Annotated in this window: 29 protein-coding genes and 1 tRNA gene; 27 read left to right on the plus strand and 3 right to left on the minus strand. The window is 61.1% G+C overall.

Annotated features, from left to right (window positions below; genetic code table 11):
* Positions 1-62: 62 nt before the first annotated feature.
* The gene (gene aceE / locus R4P65_RS09055; RefSeq protein WP_317826242.1) at positions 63-2,918 is read right to left on the minus strand and encodes a pyruvate dehydrogenase (acetyl-transferring), homodimeric type; all 2,856 of its coding nucleotides are present in this window, start codon (positions 2,916-2,918) and stop codon (positions 63-65) included.
* A 233-nt stretch (positions 2,919-3,151) separates the two neighbouring features.
* Here aceE and R4P65_RS09060 point away from each other — a divergent pair, with 233 nt between their 5' ends.
* The 4 genes from R4P65_RS09060 (at position 3,152) to R4P65_RS09075 (ending at position 4,920) form a co-directional block, all read left to right on the plus strand.
* Entirely contained in the window at positions 3,152-3,712 is a 561-nt protein-coding gene (locus tag R4P65_RS09060; protein ID WP_317826243.1) for a hypothetical protein, read from the plus strand.
* Between the two features lie 177 nt (positions 3,713-3,889).
* Positions 3,890-4,315 (plus strand): DUF3052 domain-containing protein, encoded by a 426-nt coding sequence (locus R4P65_RS09065; RefSeq protein ID WP_230813801.1) that lies wholly within the window; start codon positions 3,890-3,892, stop codon positions 4,313-4,315.
* 36 nt (positions 4,316-4,351) lie between these two features.
* Entirely contained in the window at positions 4,352-4,816 is a 465-nt protein-coding gene (locus R4P65_RS09070; RefSeq protein WP_230813799.1) for a peroxiredoxin, read from the plus strand.
* A gap of 32 nt (positions 4,817-4,848) precedes the next feature.
* Positions 4,849-4,920, plus strand: a tRNA-Val gene (locus R4P65_RS09075).
* Between the two features lie 91 nt (positions 4,921-5,011).
* Here R4P65_RS09075 and R4P65_RS09080 read toward each other — a convergent pair.
* The gene (locus R4P65_RS09080) at positions 5,012-6,139 is read right to left on the minus strand and encodes a site-specific integrase (RefSeq protein ID WP_317826244.1); all 1,128 of its coding nucleotides are present in this window, start codon (positions 6,137-6,139) and stop codon (positions 5,012-5,014) included.
* Positions 6,140-6,253: 114 nt separating this feature from the next.
* Here R4P65_RS09080 and R4P65_RS09085 point away from each other — a divergent pair, with 114 nt between their 5' ends.
* Complete coding sequence (locus R4P65_RS09085) at positions 6,254-6,472, plus strand: hypothetical protein (protein WP_317826245.1); 219 nt, start codon at positions 6,254-6,256, stop codon at positions 6,470-6,472.
* Here R4P65_RS09085 and R4P65_RS33130 read toward each other — a convergent pair.
* Positions 6,440-6,673 carry a helix-turn-helix domain-containing protein gene (locus R4P65_RS33130; RefSeq protein ID WP_411194340.1) on the minus strand — a complete coding sequence of 78 codons (234 nt, stop codon included), beginning with the start codon at positions 6,671-6,673 and terminating at the stop codon, positions 6,440-6,442. The genes R4P65_RS09085 and R4P65_RS33130 overlap by 33 nt on opposite strands.
* Before the next feature lie 112 nt (positions 6,674-6,785).
* Between R4P65_RS33130 and R4P65_RS09090 the strand changes: the two genes are divergently transcribed.
* From R4P65_RS09090 to R4P65_RS09195, 22 genes are all read left to right on the plus strand, one after another.
* The gene (locus R4P65_RS09090; protein WP_317554957.1) at positions 6,786-7,022 is read left to right on the plus strand and encodes a helix-turn-helix transcriptional regulator; all 237 of its coding nucleotides are present in this window, start codon (positions 6,786-6,788) and stop codon (positions 7,020-7,022) included.
* A gap of 288 nt (positions 7,023-7,310) precedes the next feature.
* Positions 7,311-8,426, plus strand: coding sequence for a hypothetical protein (locus R4P65_RS09095; RefSeq protein WP_317826246.1), 1,116 nt, complete (start codon positions 7,311-7,313; stop codon positions 8,424-8,426).
* A complete protein-coding gene (locus R4P65_RS09100) occupies positions 8,423-9,157 on the plus strand; it encodes a phage antirepressor (protein ID WP_317826247.1) in 735 nt (244 codons plus the stop codon). Before R4P65_RS09095 ends, R4P65_RS09100 begins: the two co-directional genes overlap by 4 nt.
* 274 nt (positions 9,158-9,431) lie before the next feature.
* Positions 9,432-9,563 (plus strand): hypothetical protein, encoded by a 132-nt coding sequence (locus R4P65_RS09105; protein WP_317826248.1) that lies wholly within the window; start codon positions 9,432-9,434, stop codon positions 9,561-9,563.
* Complete coding sequence (locus R4P65_RS09110; protein ID WP_317826249.1) at positions 9,560-9,853, plus strand: hypothetical protein; 294 nt, start codon at positions 9,560-9,562, stop codon at positions 9,851-9,853. Before R4P65_RS09105 ends, R4P65_RS09110 begins: the two co-directional genes overlap by 4 nt.
* A gap of 258 nt (positions 9,854-10,111) precedes the next feature.
* Positions 10,112-10,303: a hypothetical protein gene (locus R4P65_RS09115; protein WP_256082730.1), complete on the plus strand. Its 192-nt coding sequence runs from the start codon at positions 10,112-10,114 to the stop codon at positions 10,301-10,303.
* On the plus strand, positions 10,300-10,554 hold the full coding sequence (locus R4P65_RS09120; protein ID WP_317826250.1) for a glutaredoxin domain-containing protein: 255 nt from the start codon (positions 10,300-10,302) through the stop codon (positions 10,552-10,554). The genes R4P65_RS09115 and R4P65_RS09120 overlap by 4 nt, the downstream gene beginning before the upstream one ends.
* Positions 10,555-10,663: 109 nt before the next feature.
* Positions 10,664-10,816, plus strand: coding sequence for a hypothetical protein (locus tag R4P65_RS09125; protein ID WP_317826251.1), 153 nt, complete (start codon positions 10,664-10,666; stop codon positions 10,814-10,816).
* A complete protein-coding gene (locus R4P65_RS09130) occupies positions 10,813-11,679 on the plus strand; it encodes a PD-(D/E)XK nuclease-like domain-containing protein (RefSeq protein ID WP_317826252.1) in 867 nt (288 codons plus the stop codon). Before R4P65_RS09125 ends, R4P65_RS09130 begins: the two co-directional genes overlap by 4 nt.
* Positions 11,666-12,502, plus strand: a complete 837-nt coding sequence (locus tag R4P65_RS09135; protein WP_317826253.1) for a hypothetical protein — start codon at positions 11,666-11,668, stop codon at positions 12,500-12,502. Before R4P65_RS09130 ends, R4P65_RS09135 begins: the two co-directional genes overlap by 14 nt.
* A gap of 73 nt (positions 12,503-12,575) precedes the next feature.
* On the plus strand, positions 12,576-12,830 hold the full coding sequence (locus R4P65_RS09140) for a WhiB family transcriptional regulator (protein WP_095971184.1): 255 nt from the start codon (positions 12,576-12,578) through the stop codon (positions 12,828-12,830).
* The gene (locus R4P65_RS09145) at positions 12,830-13,189 is read left to right on the plus strand and encodes a hypothetical protein (protein WP_317826254.1); all 360 of its coding nucleotides are present in this window, start codon (positions 12,830-12,832) and stop codon (positions 13,187-13,189) included. The genes R4P65_RS09140 and R4P65_RS09145 overlap by 1 nt, the downstream gene beginning before the upstream one ends.
* A gap of 259 nt (positions 13,190-13,448) precedes the next feature.
* Complete coding sequence (locus R4P65_RS09150; protein WP_317826255.1) at positions 13,449-14,060, plus strand: hypothetical protein; 612 nt, start codon at positions 13,449-13,451, stop codon at positions 14,058-14,060.
* Positions 14,057-14,578, plus strand: a complete 522-nt coding sequence (locus R4P65_RS09155; RefSeq protein WP_317826256.1) for a hypothetical protein — start codon at positions 14,057-14,059, stop codon at positions 14,576-14,578. The genes R4P65_RS09150 and R4P65_RS09155 overlap by 4 nt, the downstream gene beginning before the upstream one ends.
* Entirely contained in the window at positions 14,575-15,498 is a 924-nt protein-coding gene (locus R4P65_RS09160) for a hypothetical protein (protein WP_317826257.1), read from the plus strand. The genes R4P65_RS09155 and R4P65_RS09160 overlap by 4 nt, the downstream gene beginning before the upstream one ends.
* Before the next feature lie 2 nt (positions 15,499-15,500).
* Positions 15,501-16,169 (plus strand): DNA methylase, encoded by a 669-nt coding sequence (locus R4P65_RS09165; protein ID WP_317826258.1) that lies wholly within the window; start codon positions 15,501-15,503, stop codon positions 16,167-16,169.
* Positions 16,166-16,906, plus strand: a complete 741-nt coding sequence (locus R4P65_RS09170; protein ID WP_317826259.1) for a hypothetical protein — start codon at positions 16,166-16,168, stop codon at positions 16,904-16,906. The genes R4P65_RS09165 and R4P65_RS09170 overlap by 4 nt, the downstream gene beginning before the upstream one ends.
* Positions 16,903-17,100: a hypothetical protein gene (locus tag R4P65_RS09175; RefSeq protein ID WP_317826260.1), complete on the plus strand. Its 198-nt coding sequence runs from the start codon at positions 16,903-16,905 to the stop codon at positions 17,098-17,100. Before R4P65_RS09170 ends, R4P65_RS09175 begins: the two co-directional genes overlap by 4 nt.
* Complete coding sequence (locus tag R4P65_RS09180) at positions 17,097-17,369, plus strand: hypothetical protein (protein WP_317826261.1); 273 nt, start codon at positions 17,097-17,099, stop codon at positions 17,367-17,369. Before R4P65_RS09175 ends, R4P65_RS09180 begins: the two co-directional genes overlap by 4 nt.
* Positions 17,366-17,902: an MmcB family DNA repair protein gene (locus tag R4P65_RS09185; protein ID WP_317826262.1), complete on the plus strand. Its 537-nt coding sequence runs from the start codon at positions 17,366-17,368 to the stop codon at positions 17,900-17,902. The genes R4P65_RS09180 and R4P65_RS09185 overlap by 4 nt, the downstream gene beginning before the upstream one ends.
* Positions 17,899-18,249 (plus strand): hypothetical protein, encoded by a 351-nt coding sequence (locus R4P65_RS09190; RefSeq protein WP_317826263.1) that lies wholly within the window; start codon positions 17,899-17,901, stop codon positions 18,247-18,249. The genes R4P65_RS09185 and R4P65_RS09190 overlap by 4 nt, the downstream gene beginning before the upstream one ends.
* Positions 18,246-18,539: a hypothetical protein gene (locus R4P65_RS09195; RefSeq protein WP_317826264.1), complete on the plus strand. Its 294-nt coding sequence runs from the start codon at positions 18,246-18,248 to the stop codon at positions 18,537-18,539. Before R4P65_RS09190 ends, R4P65_RS09195 begins: the two co-directional genes overlap by 4 nt.
* Positions 18,540-18,566: the final 27 nt, after the last annotated feature.

The following is an 18,566-nucleotide window of genomic DNA, read 5'->3' on the forward strand; positions in this document are numbered from 1 at the left end:
GATGACACCCGCGGCGATGGGCGTAGGTCTGTTTTCGATCGCCCGAACTGTTGCGCTACGACTTACGCGCTACCGGTGTCCCCGGTCTGCTCGGGGGCAGCGTTAACGTCGTCGATACGGTACCGGCTCGCTGCTTCGACGGCCTTGGACCGCTCGATCGATCCTTCCTTCGCCAAACCGATCAGCACGGCAACGACGATGGACTCGGCATCGACGTTGAAGTAACGACGTGCCGCAGTGCGCGTGTCGGAGAAGCCGAACCCGTCCGTGCCGAGCGTCGTGTAGTCGCCGGGAACCCACTGACGGATCTGATCCGAGACCGCCCGCATCCAGTCCGAAGCCGCGACAACAGGGCCCTGAGCCGAGGACAACGCCGTGGTGACGAAGGGAACCGGAGCATCCTCGGACGGATTGAGCAGCGCCTGACGTTCGCATTCGACGCCTTCGCGGCGCAGCTCACCCCAGGACGTGACCGACCAGACGTCTGCCGAGACGCCCCACTCGTCGGCGAGCAACTTCTGCGCCCGCAGCCCCTCGGGCATCGCGACACCGGATACCAGTATCTGTGCCTTCGGGCCGGCGGCCTCGGACGTCTTGTAGAGGTAGATGCCCTTGAGCAAGCCCTCGACGTCGAGACCTTCGGGCTCGGCCGGCTGAACGTACGGCTCGTTGTAGATGGTGAGGTAGTAGAAGATGTTCTCGCCACCGAAACCGTCGACGCCCTCGGTGCCGCCGTACATACGGCGCAAGCCGTCCTTGACGATGTGCGCCAACTCGTACGAGAACGCGGCGTCGTAGGTGACAGCGGCGGGGTTGGTGGATGCCAGGAGCAGGGAGTGTCCGTCGGCGTGCTGGAGACCTTCGCCGGTCAGGGTGGTACGCCCGGCGGTCGCGCCGAGAACGAATCCGCGAGCCATCTGGTCGGCGGCCGCCCACAGACCGTCGCCGGTGCGCTGGAAACCGAACATCGAGTAGAAGATGTACAGCGGAATCATCGGTTCGCCGTGTGTGGCGTACGACGTGCCGACTGCGGTGAACGAAGCCGTCGAACCGGCCTCGTTGATGCCCTCGTGCAGGATCTGGCCGATCGGGCTCTCCTTGTAGGCGAGCATGAGTTCGGCGTCGACGGACGTGTAGAGCTGACCGTTGCGGTTGTAGATCTTCAGCGACGGGAACCACGAGTCCATACCGAACGTGCGAGCCTCGTCCGGGATGATCGGCACGATGCGCTTGCCGATTTCCTTGTCGCGCAACAGTTCCTTGAGGATGCGCACGATCGCCATGGTGGTGGCGACTTCCTGCTTGCCCGAACCCTTGCGGATGACGTCGTACGTCTTGTCCTCGGGGAGCTTGAGCGGCGCCGCGTCGGTGTTGCGCGAAGGCAGGAACCCGCCCAGTGCTTTACGACGGTCGAGCATGTACTTGATCTCGGGTGCGTCGGCGCCCGGGTGGTAGTACGGAGGCAGGTACGGATCCTTCTCGAGCTCGGCATCCGAGATCGGGATGTGCTGCATGTCGCGGAACGCCTTGAGGTCGTCCAGCGTGAGCTTCTTCATCTGGTGCGTGGCGTTGCGGCCCTCGAAGTGCTTACCCAGGGTGTAGCCCTTGATGGTGTGCGCGAGGATGACCGTCGGCTGGCCCTTGTGTGCCATGGCGGCTGCATATGCGGCGTGAACCTTGCGGTAGTCGTGGCCACCGCGCTTGAGATTCCAGATCTCCTGGTCGGTCAGGTCCTTGACCAGTTCCTTGGTGCGGGGGTCTCGGCCGAAGAAGTGATCGCGCACGAACGCGCCGTCGTTGGCCTTGTACGTCTGGTAATCGCCGTCCGGCGTCACGTTCATCAGGTTGACGAGTGCCCCGTCGCGGTCGGCGTGCAGCAGCGCATCCCACTCGCGACCCCAGACGACCTTGATGACGTTCCAGCCGGCACCGCGGAAGAACGATTCCAGTTCCTGAATGATCTTTCCGTTACCGCGGACCGGGCCGTCGAGGCGTTGGAGGTTGCAGTTCACGACGAACGTCAGGTTGTCGAGGCCTTCGGTTGCCGCGACGTGAGCCAAGCCGCGTGATTCCGGCTCGTCCATTTCGCCGTCGCCGAGGAATGCCCACACATGCTGATCGGTGGTGTCCTTGATGCCGCGGTCGTTGAGGTAATGGTTGAAGCGGGCCTGGTAGATGGCGTTCATCGGGCCGAGGCCCATCGAGACCGTCGGGAACTCCCAGAAGTCGGGAAGCAGTCGCGGGTGCGGGTAGGACGGCAGTGCGCCGCCGAAGTCTGCGTGCGACTTCTCCTGGCGGAATCCGTCTAGCTGTTCCGCGGGGATGCGGCCCTCGAGGAAGGCGCGCGCGTAGATGCCTGGGGAGGCATGACCCTGGATGAAGATATGGTCGCCGCCGCCGGGGTGGTCCTTGCCGCGGAAGAAGTGGTTGAAGCCGACTTCGTACAACGCTGCCGACGATGCGTAGGTCGAGATGTGTCCGCCGACTCCGACGCCCGGTCGCTGAGCGCGGTGGACCATGATCGCGGCGTTCCAACGAATCCAGGCGCGATAGCGGCGCTCGACCTCTTCGTCGCCGGGGAACCATGGCTCGTTTTCGGTCGGAATCGTGTTGACGTAGTCGGTCGAGGTGAGCGCGGGGAGTGCGACGTGCTTCTCACCGGCGCGTTCGAGCATGCGGAGCATGAGGTAGCGGGCACGCGTGGGTCCGGATCGATCCAGAAGTCCGTCGAATGATTCGAGCCATTCGGTGGTCTCGTCCGGATCGATGTCCGGAAGGTACGACGCAACACCTTCGCGAATGACGCGAACGCGACCGTCGGTTCCCCCCGGCGTATTCGATGCGGGCGGACCCGACTCGCCGGCGGCGCCGGAATCGGCGTTCTGCCCGGACGCGGGACCCTGGATCAGGTCAGACAACGTGTGCTCCTCATTGGTTTGGGGACGCGTGGTGGGGCGTCCTTACATAGGTGATCGAGGCCTTGTTAGGTCCGACGCACTTCCATCGTGAATATGGCGCGTACCTCATCTTTCACCATCCCGGTCGGTCCGGCACACCTCGCCTCTGGTTACTCTCGGGTAGCGTTTTTCGGCGTGACGCAGGGGCGTGATGGTTCCCCGTAGTCACAGGCTTGGGGGATGGATCGGAACGTATGAAGGGGTGGGAAAAAATAAACAAAGAAATCAATTACGGCAGGGTCGGGGCGTGGGTCTCGATCGGATCGATCGCAGTGGGGCTGTCGGTGATCGTGGGGTGCTCCGCGGCGGTGACCGGTTCAGCAGTTCCGAACGAATCGCAAGCCGTTGCATATCAATCCGAGGTGAGCATTTCGGTGGCCGCGGCGTCTTCGTCGAAAGCAGCAGCAGATGCTGCCGAAGCAGCCTTCGAGATCTGTGAGGAAGCGGTCTCTCGATCGAAAAACGACGTGGTCGCGTTCAACGCTTACGTCGACGCCGGAAATCAAGGCGCGACGGACCTGAGGGTCGAAGCAAGCACTGCTGCCTCGTCTGCGCGGGATACGGCATCGTGGTTCGACTCGGTCTCGAGTGAACTTCCAGCGGCGCTTTCCGGACTGTTCGACGAATTGGCCACGAATCTACGTTCGTCTGCTGCCGTGATCGAGAGCGATCATTCGGCGGATGAAATCAATTCGATCAGCGATGCGAGCAATTCGATTCGCAAGTCGATCTCCGAAGAATGTGGATCCCTGTGACCTGCGGTAATCCGCAGGCGTATGGTTCGGCGTGTGTCAGAAGACGATCTTTGACGAAAGTTTTCGGCGTGGTCGGCTTGCGCTAACGCCTCAGACCATGTTCGCTTTCCCTAATTGATCGTCAAACGGTAGGTGTGCGGGGTCGCCACACACCATCAACAAAAGGAGGACCCCACCGTGGTCGCCGCGGCGGATGCCCAGAACTACGCTCAGAAACTCGGGATTACCACTGACATGGTGGTGCAGGAACTGGGCTGGGATGAGGATACCGACGACGGCATTCGTGCCGCGGTTGAGGAAACCATCGGCGGGGAAATGCTCGACGAGGATTCCGACGAGGTCATCGACGTCGTGCTGCTGTGGTGGCGCGACGGGGACGGTGACCTGGTGGATGCTTTGATGGATGCCATCGGGCCGCTCGCCGACGAAGGTTTTGTGTGGGTCCTCACCCCGAAGACCGGTTTCGACGGTCACGTCGAGCCCAGCGAGATCGCCGAATCGGCGCCGACTGCCGGCCTGACCCAGACATCGGCAGCCAACCTCGGTGAATGGTCGGGAAGTCGGTTGGTTCAGCCGAAGGCCCGTCCGGCCAACAAGCGCTGACCCGGTCCTTTTCCGTACTTTCCCAAGGAATCGCACATGCCTCTCGATGTTGGTGCCCAGGCACCGGATTTCACTTTGAAGGATCAGAACAACCAGGAAGTTTCGCTCGCAGATTTCCGCGGTAACAAGAATGTTCTGCTGGTCTTCTATCCTTTGGCCTTCACTGGGACTTGTCAGGGTGAACTCTGCAAGGTCCGTGACGAGCTTCCGAAGTTCGAGAACGACGAGACTGCCATTCTTGCGATTTCCGTCGGTGCATCGCCGACCCACAAGATCTGGTCGGCTGAGCAGGGGTACACCTTTCCCTTGCTGTCGGACTTCTGGCCGCACGGTGAAGTCGCTCAGAAGTACGGGGTGTTCAACGACAAGTTGGGCTTCGCGAATCGCGGCACTTTTGTCATCGACAAAGACGGAATCATTCGCTTTGCCGAGATGAACGGCCCCGGTGAAGCCCGTGACCACGGACTTTGGGCAAACGCGCTTGCCGCGCTAGAGTCTTAGAGCACTCCCGGTGAGGGTCTCACCGGGAGTTCGGGCGTGTAGCTCAGTGGTAGAGCTCTGGTTTTACACACCAGCGGTCGGGGGTTCGAAACCCTCCGCGCCCACAAAAGCCCCTCATCTGCGAGTGCAGGTGAGGGGCTTTTTTATGTCCAGAATCTGGGCGTCCATCGCGAGAGCGGACAGTTTTCGGACAGATTACGAATTGATAACGGCCAATCGGGCTCGATCCAACGCGCTCGCGACTGTATCCAGATCGTCGTCAAACAGCTCGGCGTACACGTCCAGCGTGAGCGCTGCGGACTCGTGACCGAGCATCCGTTGCACAGCTTTCACGTTTGCGCCCGCTGAGATCGCCAGTGACGCCGCAGTGTGCCGAAGGTCGTGTGGAGTGATCGTCGGGAGCTCTGCAGCCTCTACGGCCCGGATGAACCACCCGCGTGGCGTCTTGGGTCTCCGCATGAAATCACCATCCGGTCCCGAGAAGACCAGCGACTCGCGCCCCTTTCCGATGCATTGCTTCGAAAGCTCGTCGACAAGGAATGCGGGGATCGGGATCGAGCGGGGCTTGTTCGACTTCGGCGTACCCACGACGATCTCCGATCCGACCTCCACAGCGTTCCGATTAACACTCACGCGCCGGCGCAGAAGGTCAAGGTCGCCAACTTGCAGTCCGATCGCCTCGCCCCATCGGAGTCCGCAATATGCCAGGAATAGGACGAGGGTCGACCATTCGCCGGCACTATCGGCCAGCGAGGCGACCTGGGTGTGTGTCAGGTAGATCTTCCGCTTCGCAACTTTCCGGGGGAGGTTGTCTACATCGCGGGCCTTGTTCGCAAGGATCTTCCGGTCACGCACAGCTCGGTCGAGCAACCCGGAGAGAACGGCGTGCGCACGGATCACCGTTGTCGCGCTCGCGGCCTTCCTGGTAATCACTTCCGGGTTGGCAGGGTCTCTCTGATCGGTAACTAGGTCGGTGATCCAGTCCTCAACCATGGTGACTTCGATGTCCGCAATTCGCACGGTGCCCCACTCGGGCTTTACGTGAACTCGCCACGCTGATTCGAGCGGCTTGTAGGCGGAGGCCTTCAGCTTGGCCTTCTTGGTGTTGAGCCACGGCTGTGCCAACGATTCGACCGTGAGCCTCCCATGCTTCGGGTCCACAAACTCGCCGTCGAGCTTCCTGACCTCGATACGGTTGGCGAAACTTTCGGCCGCCGGCTTGCTTGGAAATCCGCCCTTGGATCCCTGGGTGCCATCCGGTTTCATGTATCGGACTTTGTATCGCAGTCCGGCTTTCGTGTCGTACGACTTGATGGTTGCCACGGATGACCCCTCTCAGGATTCGGACTAATTGAGGACCATTGTCGCCAGTGTGTGCGAACATATGTTCGAACTGTTCGATGTTCGAACGGGACGCGCGATCCAAAGGTGGAGTAAATGACGATTGAGTCCGTGTTGCATCGAGCGGTTGTTGTCGACCGTTCGATGAGCGTTGAGCGCATTGGACTGTTGACCAACAGGTCCGCAAATCAGGTCCGGAAGCTGATCCTCGGAGAGCGTGAGGTCACCGTTGTGGAGCTTGTGGTGATCGCTCACGCTCTCGGGATTGACTGGCGCGAATTGCTATCCGACTCGGGCGACGGCGCGACCCACTAGATCGACAACCGACTCACCGAACACTTCACATAGGGCATTCATCTGAGTCACATCTGCAGGCCTCTCGCCGCTTTCGAGGCGCTGGATAGTTTTGGAACTCATCCCGGACAGTTCGGCAAGTTTCTCGCGGCTGAGATTGAGCCTTGCACGTGCTGCACGGATCTCGTCGCCAACCATTCTGTTCAGCCTCTCTATGTCCATGGGTCATATTAGACCACAATTTGGACCGAAAAGAAACTTTCTTGGACCGACTGGTCTGACCGAAGAATCCCACGCTTGACATTTGGTCCGTATGGTCCTTAAAGTGGTCCGCATGGTCCAAATCAACGAACTCACAGCAGCGGCCGTGCGAGATGCCAAAAAGTTGGCCCGCGTGACCAATGAAGAACTGTCGGAAGCGACCGGCATTCCGCTCACCACGCTCAAGCGTCAGATCAACGGACATCGATCCTTTCGGCTGGATCACCTGGTTTTGATCGCCGAAGCGCTCGACGTCCCACTCGAGACGCTTATTCCCACGTCGGCCGCCCTCCATTCGAGTGCCGCATGAACGCCGAGATCCCACTTCCGCCAGAACGCATTGCGCGGCTACTGGGATGGGAAGGCTCCGGGACGAACACGAGCCCGTCTTACAACACCGTCCTAAAGGCTTGTCAGAGCGGGGAATTGCGCGCCAGACAGACAGGAAGCCGCAAAAGTCGCTGGCTCATTCTTCCTGCTGACGCGATCGCTTGGCGATCTGGCGTCAAACCTCAACGGCTCCGGCGCACCGCATGAAAAAGCCGCCATCTGCGCGAACAGATGACGGCCTCTATCCAATCCCCCGAAAAGGAATCTGATGTCTGATACTACGACACACACGAACAATTCGGTACCCGAGCAAATTCACGACACCAGCGGTCTCCGGCATGACGTTCTGCAAAAGATCTTCCCGACTTCATGGGCGTCCGAGTACCCAGGTAAGCCGCGTTTGAGCCGCCGCGAACGACGTATCCGTGAGCAGCGCCGCATCATCGCCCGCAAGGTGGCGGAGGTGTTTGACGCCGACACCAATCGCCGGATGAACAGTCGCCTGACTGCCAAGGCTTGGGGAAATGTCGCCGGGGCAATTTTCTCGGATGCTGCCAAGCGATCCCAGGCCGATGCGGATGCAGCAATGGCAAGCCTGGCCGCAGCCCGCGAACAGGAGGCGGCTGGCAGGCGCGACACTCTCGCATCACCGGAACCCGTCCTGCATGACGTCCTCGTGTCTGCGCTCACCGAGGTACTCGAGAAGGTTGTCGTTACCACGCAGGGGCGAACCTTCAAGGCGGACGGCGCGCACATTATGACGTTCACTGGGCACAAAATGCCCAGCGTCGAGAAGGTACTCGGCGACGCAGCCCGCTTGTCGCAGTCACGCACGCAGGCACAACCCCTCACCCACGACGACGTACGCGCAATCGTGAGTGAGGAGATCGGCAAGGTCGGCGGACTACTTCTCGAGCCGGTCCTCGATAGCGACGAGGCGCCGCTCAAGTTTAAAAACCGCGTCCATGGAGAGGGCAGCGATGGTGCGCTGGACGATCTCATCTGGAGCCCCGTTGTCGATAACCTCGAAGAGTCGATCGCGGAATTCGTTCGTGATCGGCAACTCGGGCGGGATGACCTGGTCTCTCAGCCTGTCGGTGGCACTCACAATTCTTCTCCTTCTGTTGATGGTGCTGGCGCTCACAGCGTAGGAGATGGTCCCGGCGCCGGGGATGCTTCGGCTACCCCGGCGACCGAGGTCACTGAGGATTCGCTTCACACGAGGCTCACCTTCATTCAGATCGACGAAGGCAAAGCTGAGGAGATCTACCTCGCCGCGCAGGCCAACCTTGCTGACGCCGCCGAAAACCTCGCACACGCCAGAAACAAGACCCGCGATGCCGAGACTGCTTACACCGACTTCGTCAACGGGGACGCCAAGTGAGCATCGAACTCTTCAGTTACGGCCAGGACCGTCTTCGTACGTCGATCGTCAACGGCGAGCCCGCATTCAATGCCGCCGATGTCTGCTCGATCCTCGACATTCGAAACAGTCGGGACGCAATCTCTCGGCTGGATGATGACGAGAAGGGTGTCGGTACTACCGACACCCTTGGCGGAATGCAGTCCGCGACTTACGTGACTGAGTCTGGCCTCTACTCGCTTGTCTTCACGAGTCGAAAGCCTGAAGCAAAAGCGTTCAAGCGCTGGATCACCGGCACCGTACTCCCGGCCCTCCGCAAGACCGGCACCTACTCCACGGCACCGACCCTCACCGATGACGAACTGATTCACCAGGCGCTCTCGATTTCAGCCACCCGCGTGGCTGCACTCACTGAGCGCGTAGCCGAGCTCGAACCCAAGGCGGAACTCGCGGAGAACTATCTCACCGCGTCAGCTGGCAGTCGGCTCATCGGCGAGGCCGCGAAGATCCTCGACATGAAGGGAAAGGAACTCCGCGCCTTCCTGCTCGACGAGCGAATGATCTTTGTCCGGCACGCACAGTGTGGGAACGTTCTCTACGACTTCTACGCGGACTTCGCGCCGCACTTCGAGGCGCGCGAGACAGTCGTCAATCACACCTGGGGCTCGTGCAATCACTACACGCTCCGCATCACCCCGCGCGGAATCGATCTGATTCGCAAGCGTATTCGTGATCGGAAGGCTGCAGCATGAGTCTCACCTTCAACGGCCTCCCGATCGCCACTCTCGACCGCGTGAAGCCTGCCTAGAAATCTGATCGCGAGTACGGCGGATTCTTCCGCTTCGAATACATCGGCGGTGGAACAGATTCCGCTTACGGCGACGAGCTGCACATCCTTCCGACGTAACCCAATGACTCCGGTGGCGTCACCACTGTAGGACCGTGCCGGTCCAGATGGCCGGCAACCCGACGCCACCGGCCCAAACTTCCCACACTCTCCATTTCTCCTGCGAAGGACATTTTGCGATGACGCATACCCAAAACACCCCGCCAGACAACGCAACAACCTCGAAGGTCGCCGACTTCTGGGAGCTTCGGCCGCAGCGTGTCGAGCTCGTCTGGCTCTACTCGATCGCACCTCTCGGCGGTGCGGCATGAGCGAGCAAAGCTACAAGGATGCAATGAAAGAGCTCCAGTCCGAGGGCCTCACCGAAGATCAGGCAGAGACGGCGATAACCGTTCTCGGTGACATCGGATGGCGCATGCCTGTCGAACTGATCGAGGGCGGCGATAACTATGTCTTCTCAATTCGAAGCCTTCCCGGCACCTCGGGGTCGTTTCACGTCGAGATGCAGATCCCGCATCAGGACTACTCGGTGAACATCTTCGCGAAGTCGAAGTTAGTTCCGTTCGATGCCGAAGTTGTTGTGCCGGAGGTTGACCAATGACCGACCCGCTACAGGACCCCGTAACCCGAAACGACTGGTACGACACCGAACCGGGCCTGTTCGACCTTGCCGATCACCACTACGACATCGCAAAAGATCAGGACCACCAATGAACTCCTCACTCAACACGTGGATCTGCCCGAGGACTACCTGCCCATCCAAGACCCGGTCCGCTAACTGCCGTCCCGCCGGTTGCTATGGCGAGACCCTCGACCGCCGAGACCTCAACGAGCACGCCCGATCACAGGCGGTGGAGGAATGAGACTCTCCGAAGCCGTCGAGAATGTCGGCAAGCCGGTGATCTACACGCACCCAGCAACTCTCGCGACCGAGCCCGGAATCATCCGCAGCGTCGACATCGCGAACCGCGGACTCGTGAACGTCCAATACGGCCCCAATGTTTGGGCCACCCATCCCGACAACCTCAGACTTGATTGGAGCAGACGATGAACGTCACCCTATTTTCGAAGCCCGATTGCAAGCAGTGCGATTTCACCAAGCGTGAGTTCGACAAGCACGGAATCGATTACGTCACTGTGGACGTCACCGTCGATGAGGCCGGACGACAGAAGTGCATCGATCTCGGCTACTCGTCAATGCCTGTGGTCCTCGTCGAGTCGGGACAGGAAATCGTGCACTGGTCGGGTTTCCGAATGGAGGAGATCAAAGCGCTCGCCTACCTGGAAGGTGCGCCCCAGTGACCTCTCATCTCGATCCCGACGTGGACCCGTTCTCCGAGGAATGCCTTCCCGCCGACCCTGACCCGTTTCACGAATATGACCCGCGCGATGACGTGAAGGAGTGGCAGAGATGAGCGTATTTGGCGACGGATTCAATACAACCGTCATCACCCGAGAGGGACGCCGCGTTCGGATCGAGGGCTACATCGACGGCGAACTCGTTTACAACGCCACGCATTCCACGAGCGGCATAGCTCACGCAATCGGAAAGGATGACCAGTGACCGCACCAACCGAGCCGGGCATCTACGACGCGATCCCCGACCATATCTACCATGCCGACCGTACGTCACTCGCGTCGTCCGGCGCCCGCAAGCTACTACTCCCGTCGACGCCGGCAACGTTCAAGCACGAGCGGGACAACGAGCTGAAGCCAAAGAAGGCGTTCGACTTCGGGCATGCCGCACACACGCTGGTTCTCGGCTACGGCCCCAAGATTGTCGAAATCCCCGAGGATGTACTCGCATCGAACGGCGCGGTCAGCACCAAGGAAGCGAAGGAGTTCGTCGCCACTGCCAGGGCCGCGGGCAATGTTCCGCTCAAGCCGGACGAGTACGCCGTCGTTGTCGCAATGGCCGAGAAGCTCAAGTCACATCCGATCGCCGCGAAACTCTTCGAGAGTGGCTCACCAGAGCAGTCGATCTACTGGACCGACAAGGAGTCTGGCGTCCGGCTCCGCGCACGACCCGACTGGATCACCCGGTTCGCCAACGGACGCACCGCGATGGTCGACTTCAAGTCAGCCAACTCGGCCGCACCTGCCGATTTCGCCCGGTCAGCCGCCGACTACGGCTACCACCAGCAGCAGCCCTGGTACTGCGATGGGTTCGCTGCCGTTGCCGCCGACTCGAACGCAGCCTTCCTGTTCGTCGTCCAGGAGAAGGCCGCGCCGTACCTCGTGAACGTCATCGAACTCGACCGTGAGGCGGTTGAACTCGGCCGCCGACTCAACCGCCTCGCCATCGAGACCTATGCCCGGTGCATGGAATCCGGCATCTGGCCCGGCTACGGCAACGACGTCACTCGAATCGAACTGCCCCAGTGGGCCATGTACCAGCAAGAGGAGCTACTCAATGTCAACGCCTGAGCGTTACCAGCCCATCGCCACACCGGCGGTGCAGTCCACCGAGATCAGTCAGGCCACCGCGGTCGAGCAGGCTCGCGCAGTCGCCGAAGTCCAGGCTGCCGTCGTCGTCGCACAGCAGGTACCGCGCGATATGAACCGTGCAGAGTCCGACATGCGGTACGTCTGCGGCCGACTGTCGATGGCAGGCAGAGCCTTCTACTCAGTCCCCAATCGCGGCACCGGCCCGACCGTCCACCTCATGCGAGAACTCGCCCGAATCTGGGGCAACATCCAGTACGGCGTCACCGAGCTTCGACGCGACGACGTCAAGGGTGAGTCCGAGATCCAGGCATTCGCCTGGGATGTCCAGACCAACGTCCGGTCGGTGCGCAACTTCATCGCACCTCACGAACGCATGAAGGGCAAGAGTCGGCAGAAGCTCACCGACCTTGGCGACATCTACCTGTCGAACCAGAACGTCGGCGCCCGAGCGGTCCGTGAGTGCATCGCTACCGTCCTCCCGACGTACTTCACCGAGGAGGCGCAGGACTTGTGCCGAACCACGCTCGAAAACGGTGAAGGCGAGCCGCTCTCGTCCCGCATCGACAAGATGGTCGGCGCATTCTCCGGCATCGGAATCAAGCTCGAGCAGCTCGAAACCAAGCTCGACCGCAAGCGTGGCATGTGGACACCGGCTGACGTAGCCACGATGGGCGTCACCTACACCTCGATCACTCGCGAGGGTGTCGACAAGGACGAGGTGTTCCCGCCCGCTCGGATTACATCCGGCGACATCGTCGGCACCGTATCCGGCGCCTCTACTAGCGGCGAACCCGCCCAGTAATCCCCGACCCCGCAACAGATCCGGGCCGCCATCGAGGCGGTGGCGGCCCGGCTTATGCACAGGAGCTATTCACATGAGTGACGACATCGATTGGCGCGCACGTGCCAAGTGTCGCGATCACGATCCTGAGCTGTGGTTCCCGAACCAGGTCCACAACAAGAAGGCGCGTCGCGAAGCGAGCTTCCCCGCCCGCGCAATCTGCTTCGAATGCCCTGTCCGCGAGGAGTGCCTCGCGTGGGCCATCAAAACGGACGAGCGGTGGGCTATCGCGGGAGGCCGAGACTTCGGCGCCCACAGCAACAAGCATGCGGCCACGAAAGGCAGCTAGTGGGACTCCCATGGGCGCGGTCGGACACCAACCTTCCGACGCACGACAAGATCCTCGACCTCCTGAGCGAGAGCCCGAAAGGCAAGGGCGCAGCGTTTGTTTACGTCTGTTCCTACCTCTACTCGGCCGGAAACGGCACAGATGGGCTCATCAAAAAAGCGGCCCTTCCGTTCATTCACTGCACGCCAGGCGAAGCGAAACTGCTCGTCATTTGCGGGCTTTGGGAAGTGGTTCCCGGCGGTGGATTTCGGATCAAGAACTACGGCAACCGGAACGTCGTTGGGTTCGCTCAGCAGGCATTACACGACACACGAAGCGCAGCAGGCAAGAAGGGAGCGGAAGCAAAATGGGGCAACTGAAGGCACTTTTGCCATATGGCAAAACCGATGGCAAAACGATGGCAAAACTCGATTTGCCATTCCAATTTGACAATGGCACTACCCTACGTACGAACGTACGGACTTACGTAGATAAATACTCAAGAGAAATCTCTTCTTCCTACGTAAGAGACGCGTGCGAGAAACGACCGAAATTTGCTCGGGGTGTGGGGGATTCGCCGGCGCTTCGCTTGCCGGCATCTGAGTTATCCACAGGGGTTTGCGTTCTCGGCGGTGCAGCATGACACGCGCCATGACGCCCAAGGAATGGTTCGATCGCGATACCGCCGAGCATGAGATGACGATCCTCCACGATGACGGCGTGTACCGGCACGTTCGGTTCGCTCAGCCCGGAACCTCGATGATGCACTGGGATCTCGTCACCTGGCCGGGGCACCTGTGCATCGACGGTGACCTCGACTCATTCACGTTCTCCCGTGAGCACGACATGTTCGGGTTCTTCGCGATGGACCGTGGACGGATCAACCCCCAGTACTGGGCGGAGAAGATCACCAACCGCAGTGTCCAGACCCGCGTGTACGAGTCCGACAAGGCCAAGGCCCGGATCGTCGAAGCGTTCCTCGAACAGCGCCACTGGATGTCCGACTCTGCCGGGCCTGCCTTTCGTTCGCTATGTGAGGAGGTTCTCGACATTGCCATCATCGGCGACGAATCCCTGACCCGCGACGCACTCGCGCGGTGGAGTTTCACCGACGTGGGCTCGTCCGAAGTGTGGGAGTTCTCGGACACGTGGGAGTGGGATCTTCGCGAGTGGGATTTCCACTACCTGATGGCTTGCTACGCGATCGCCTGGGGCATCCAGAAGTACCGGGCAGCGAAGGACCAAGCATGAGAACAGTCCTCGGGATCGATCCGGGAGCGCGCGCAACGGGGCTCTGCGTCCTCTCTGGCGACCAAATCCTCGCTCACCGGACGATCACCTCAGAAGGTGACTATTTTCCGGCACAGAGGCTCTACGTCCGTGACGTCGTCACAACAGCCGTCCTACTCCACGACCTCCACGAAGCCGAACTCATTGCAATCGAAACCATCAACCGACCTAGCTGGCACATGAAAGGCCGCGCCGCAGTCGACCCCACAGCACTGCTCGCTACCGCCGAAATACTCGGCGCCATCCTCGGCTTCCCCTGGACCAACCACGTCATCCAGATCCGACCCAACAAGAACGGCTCACAACCACTCGGGACCTACCCCGGAGTGCTCGTCTCACCCGGAGAACGACGGAAGGCCGGATGGGAAGCCCGAATCGGAGGCGGCCAACTCAGGCACGCGCGGTCGGCCTACGACGTCGCACGACTCGCCAGCCGCAACATCGCACGCAACTACTCACTTGCACAGGAGAACTCATGACTGACAAAGAGCTAGGCACTGCCGCTGGCGACATCTTCGCGAAAGCCTTCACCATCGGCTACGAAACCGGCCGCAACTACATCCCTGTCGGCGGTATGGCACTCACCGCCGAGGAGTGGGCAGACTTCCTCAACGTGATCTGGGAGGGCCGCGGGGACTACAGTTCACGCGATCGACTCCGTGAGAAGTTTCCTACATCTGAACATGACGAGGCACGTCTACAGCGGAACCCGGAAACGCTCGCCCGAATCAAGTCCGCTCTCGCATCGACGGACGGTGACGTGGAGATCCCCGAAACTGTCCCCAATCCCGAGCATCCGTACTTCGTTTGGGAGCAGGGTTATCAGGCGGCAGTGACCGACAGTGATGCCGGCGTGGATGGGACACGCGGGAATGCTTACACCAGCAACCCGTACTCGCTGGGTGAGTCAGAGCCGGATCCGGCAACCGAACCCGCCGAGAGAGTGACACAGGCGGAAGGTTTCTGCAGCTTTTGCGGATGGAGCCGCGATGCCTGCGCGAGAGGTGAGGGTGATTGCGCCCCTGTCGAACCCGCCGAGGAGGAGACGAAAGAGGAGGAGACAATGGCAGGCGCTTGGGATGACGGCTTCGAGGCTGGATACAACCATGCCGGATGTGAATCCACAGCGTCGGGAATCTCGATCGACCCGCCGCTCAACCCGTACGACGAACACAACGGCTGGCAGAAGCCCACCTCCTCGCCGGTTGTCCCTGCCCCCACCGAAACCGGACCGTGGCAGCACCGTGACGGAAGGATCTGCGTCTACGCGCCAGCGGTCACCCCGCGCCTTCGATACCGGATCGGAAAGTTCAACGACCACGGCGACTTTGTGTACGACGATTCCGAGCGCCTACTGCCAGAGGGCTTCGCCCCGTTCGTTGCGGCCGAGGAGGGGTGAACATGAGCCTCAAACTTCTCGACCTTTTCTCATGCGCTGGTGGTGCTGCCCGCGGATACCAGAACGCCGGATTCCACGTCACAGGCGTCGACATCAACCCTCAACCCAACTACGCCGGGGACACATTCATCCAAGGCGACGCACTCGAATACCTCGCCGCACACGGACACGAGTACGACGCCGTACACGGTTCCCCTCCATGCCAGGCCTCGTGCACCCTCATCAAAGGCAATCAGAAGGCAACTGCCGGCAACCACATCAACCTGATCCCCGCCACACGCGCAGCATTCGCGGAACTCACGGTGCCGACGATCATCGAAAACGTCCAAGGCTCAGACCTCCGACGCGACCTCACCCTCTGTGGGGAAATGTTCGGGCTCGGTGTGATCCGGCACCGCTACTTCGAGGTCACAGGCTTCGAAGTCGCGCAACCGGCGCATCGGAAGCATCGCGGCCGGGTCGCTGGATACCGGCATGGTGAGTGGTTCGACGGCCCCTACTTCGCTGTGTACGGCGATGGTGGCGGCAAAGGAACTGTCGCGCAATGGCAGAAGGCGATGGGCATCGACTGGACTGATGTGCGCAAGGACATCGCGGAGGCAATTCCGCCAGCGTACGCAGAGTTTGTGGGCCGCCAGTTGATGGCTCAGCTTGCGGGGGTGTCGTCGTGACCGCGCCTGATCCGGGGTTGACCGACCTCATCGCAGCGCACCAGGAGCGACCGCACCACGACGGTTGGATCTGCTCATGCGGTATAGAGGGGCCGCAACGAATCCATGCCGCGCATGTGGCGTTGGTGGTGGAGCAGCACACCAACGGGCGGATCACGGAACTCGAAGCCGAGAACCGGACGCTCACGTTCAGCGTGGAGGACGAGACCCGGGACTGCGAAGGCTGGAAGATCCGCGCCGAGAAGGCTGAGGCCACGATCGCCAGGGTGCGGAACGCGCTGCCGAACATCGAAGGCACCAACCCCGCCGGTCTGACTGACAAGTACATCGTTCGTAGGGTCGACGGCTCAGATGCCGAGGGTGGCAGAAACTTCGGGCGCAGATACTTCGTCCTCTCGTACGACAGTGATCCCCATGCCCGAGCCGCTCTCGCCGCTTATGCCGCATCGTGCGAGACCGATTACCCGGAACTCGCTGCCGACCTACGCGCCAGGCTAGGCGTGAGGGAAGCTGCCCCCACCGAAACCGAGTGGCAGACATGGGATGCGGTGCCGGACCATAAGCCCTATCACGGGACGACGGAAAACGGATTGCTGACAGAGACGATATGGGTCAACTCATCTGGCGTAAGGCGCGCACACCGGCCATCGGGATATGTCAACGAGTCCGGCGACTACGCGGACTATGAGATGCATAACTTCGCCCCGTTCGTTGCGGCCGAGGAGGTGTCGTCATGACCGCGCCTGATCCGGTGGAGGTCGACATCCGCAGCCTGGGCATGGGCGCAACCCACAACCTCCTGTGCTGGCTCTGCTTCAAAAACAAGGCCGTCTACAACATGCATCCGGTGTGGGTGTTTCAACCGTGCGACGAATGCAACTCACAGATCGGCGGACAGGTGAAGCGAGTACGAAAGTGGTGGATCCGATGACCGCGCCTGATCCGGGGTTGACCGACCTCATCGCAGCGCACCAGGAGCGACCGCACCACGACGGTTGGATCTGCTCATGCGGTATAGAGGGGCCGCAACGAATCCATGCCGCGCATGTGGCGTTGGTGGTGGAGCAGCACACCAACGGGCGGATCACGGAACTCAAGTCCACGATCGCCAGGGTGGAGAAACTCGCCTCCGAACTCAAGCGGGAGGGCCGGGAAGTGTTGAGCCTTCGTGTCCGCGCAGCTTTGGAAGGGGAATCATGAACGCAACTGCCGTACTCGATGCGATCGCACGGAAACACTCAGGCTGCGCGTTCGTTCACGAAGTGGTTGTAGAGGACTCGGAGCGACAAGAGGCGTGGCGGGCGTTCTACAAGACGCAGCACCCTGGTTTCGCGAACAAGCACTGGCCAGGCACCCCGGACTACACCGAAGATCACGAACGGATCCTCGACACGCACAAGCCGTTCCGCCGCATCGACGCACTCATGCTCGACGGCGGCGGCACCCGCACGGCAATCGAGGTGAAGATTAGCCGAGCCGACTTCCTCCGCGAGACCGAGGAGAAGCGGCGGCCATGGCGGAAGATCACCAACCGTTTCGTCTACGCCACACCGGCCGGACTGCTGAAGCCCGAGGAGATCCCGGACGGGTGCGGACTGTGGGAGGTGGACGGCAACGCGGTGCGGATCGTGAAGCGCGCCAAATCGAATCCCAAACCTGACCCCATCCCGCACCAGGTGCTCGTCGCCCTGGCGTACCGCCTGAACCGCAAGCCTTCCGAGGAGTCGTTGTGAGTGAGATCCGATCACAGGCCACACCCGCGAGGGACGAACGGGCCGCACTGTTGGCCGATGAGTTACAAACCCAGGGTGCAACGAGGGAATTCGCACGCTACTCCGCCAACGCACTGGTTTCCGCTGGTTGGTCTAAGCCCCGCACGGTCGAGACACCCGATGACCTCGACGAACTTCCACCAGGATCAGTGATCCGAGGCGAATTCCTGATCTGGGAAAAGAATCTCGCCGGAACATGGCTCACACCCGGCGTCGACAAGAACCACCACAAAACCAGCACCGAAGTCGTCATAGCCGAAGCCGCCCCCATCTTCACCGTCCTCTTCACTCCTGGGGATGCAACATGAGCGCCGATGGTTCATGGGCTGAGTTGGGGCCTGGCGTGTACTACGCACCGGTGGGCACGATATTGCCCGACAGCGCGGGGGAGGACTTCGGCGGAAAGCCGTTCGAGTTGCCGTCGCCGGTCGAGTCCGTCCCGCTGGGCAAGTGGTCATTTCGCGAGGAGTGGCCTGACGACGGCAACCCGACCGCGTACTCGCTCGCGTCACTACCCAAGCAGGCTCCGCCGATGTGGGTCCGAGATCCGGCGACAACACGAAGGACCGCGTACGGGCCGACAAGGAGGGTCAAGTGAAAAATGTTGTGGCACAACGTAACTGGG

Origin of the sequence: Rhodococcus sp. IEGM 1318 (assembly GCF_033142465.1) — a bacterium.
Taxonomy (GTDB): domain Bacteria; phylum Actinomycetota; class Actinomycetes; order Mycobacteriales; family Mycobacteriaceae; genus Rhodococcus_F; species Rhodococcus_F qingshengii_B.

Coding starts and splice junctions, on each gene's coding strand:
- R4P65_RS09060 (WP_317826243.1), top strand. CDS start 3,152: ATGAAGGGGTGGGAAAAAATAAACAAAGAAATCAATTACGGCAGGGTC.
- R4P65_RS09070 (WP_230813799.1), top strand. CDS start 4,352: ATGCCTCTCGATGTTGGTGCCCAGGCACCGGATTTCACTTTGAAGGAT.
- R4P65_RS09085 (WP_317826245.1), top strand. CDS start 6,254: ATGACGATTGAGTCCGTGTTGCATCGAGCGGTTGTTGTCGACCGTTCG.
- R4P65_RS33130 (WP_411194340.1), bottom strand. CDS start 6,673: ATGGACATAGAGAGGCTGAACAGAATGGTTGGCGACGAGATCCGTGCA.
- R4P65_RS09090 (WP_317554957.1), top strand. CDS start 6,786: ATGGTCCAAATCAACGAACTCACAGCAGCGGCCGTGCGAGATGCCAAA.
- R4P65_RS09095 (WP_317826246.1), top strand. CDS start 7,311: ATGTCTGATACTACGACACACACGAACAATTCGGTACCCGAGCAAATT.
- R4P65_RS09105 (WP_317826248.1), top strand. CDS start 9,432: ATGACGCATACCCAAAACACCCCGCCAGACAACGCAACAACCTCGAAG.
- R4P65_RS09110 (WP_317826249.1), top strand. CDS start 9,560: ATGAGCGAGCAAAGCTACAAGGATGCAATGAAAGAGCTCCAGTCCGAG.
- R4P65_RS09115 (WP_256082730.1), top strand. CDS start 10,112: ATGAGACTCTCCGAAGCCGTCGAGAATGTCGGCAAGCCGGTGATCTAC.
- R4P65_RS09120 (WP_317826250.1), top strand. CDS start 10,300: ATGAACGTCACCCTATTTTCGAAGCCCGATTGCAAGCAGTGCGATTTC.
- R4P65_RS09125 (WP_317826251.1), top strand. CDS start 10,664: ATGAGCGTATTTGGCGACGGATTCAATACAACCGTCATCACCCGAGAG.
- R4P65_RS09135 (WP_317826253.1), top strand. CDS start 11,666: ATGTCAACGCCTGAGCGTTACCAGCCCATCGCCACACCGGCGGTGCAG.
- R4P65_RS09140 (WP_095971184.1), top strand. CDS start 12,576: ATGAGTGACGACATCGATTGGCGCGCACGTGCCAAGTGTCGCGATCAC.
- R4P65_RS09150 (WP_317826255.1), top strand. CDS start 13,449: ATGACACGCGCCATGACGCCCAAGGAATGGTTCGATCGCGATACCGCC.
- R4P65_RS09155 (WP_317826256.1), top strand. CDS start 14,057: ATGAGAACAGTCCTCGGGATCGATCCGGGAGCGCGCGCAACGGGGCTC.
- R4P65_RS09160 (WP_317826257.1), top strand. CDS start 14,575: ATGACTGACAAAGAGCTAGGCACTGCCGCTGGCGACATCTTCGCGAAA.
- R4P65_RS09165 (WP_317826258.1), top strand. CDS start 15,501: ATGAGCCTCAAACTTCTCGACCTTTTCTCATGCGCTGGTGGTGCTGCC.
- R4P65_RS09175 (WP_317826260.1), top strand. CDS start 16,903: ATGACCGCGCCTGATCCGGTGGAGGTCGACATCCGCAGCCTGGGCATG.
- R4P65_RS09180 (WP_317826261.1), top strand. CDS start 17,097: ATGACCGCGCCTGATCCGGGGTTGACCGACCTCATCGCAGCGCACCAG.
- R4P65_RS09185 (WP_317826262.1), top strand. CDS start 17,366: ATGAACGCAACTGCCGTACTCGATGCGATCGCACGGAAACACTCAGGC.
- R4P65_RS09195 (WP_317826264.1), top strand. CDS start 18,246: ATGAGCGCCGATGGTTCATGGGCTGAGTTGGGGCCTGGCGTGTACTAC.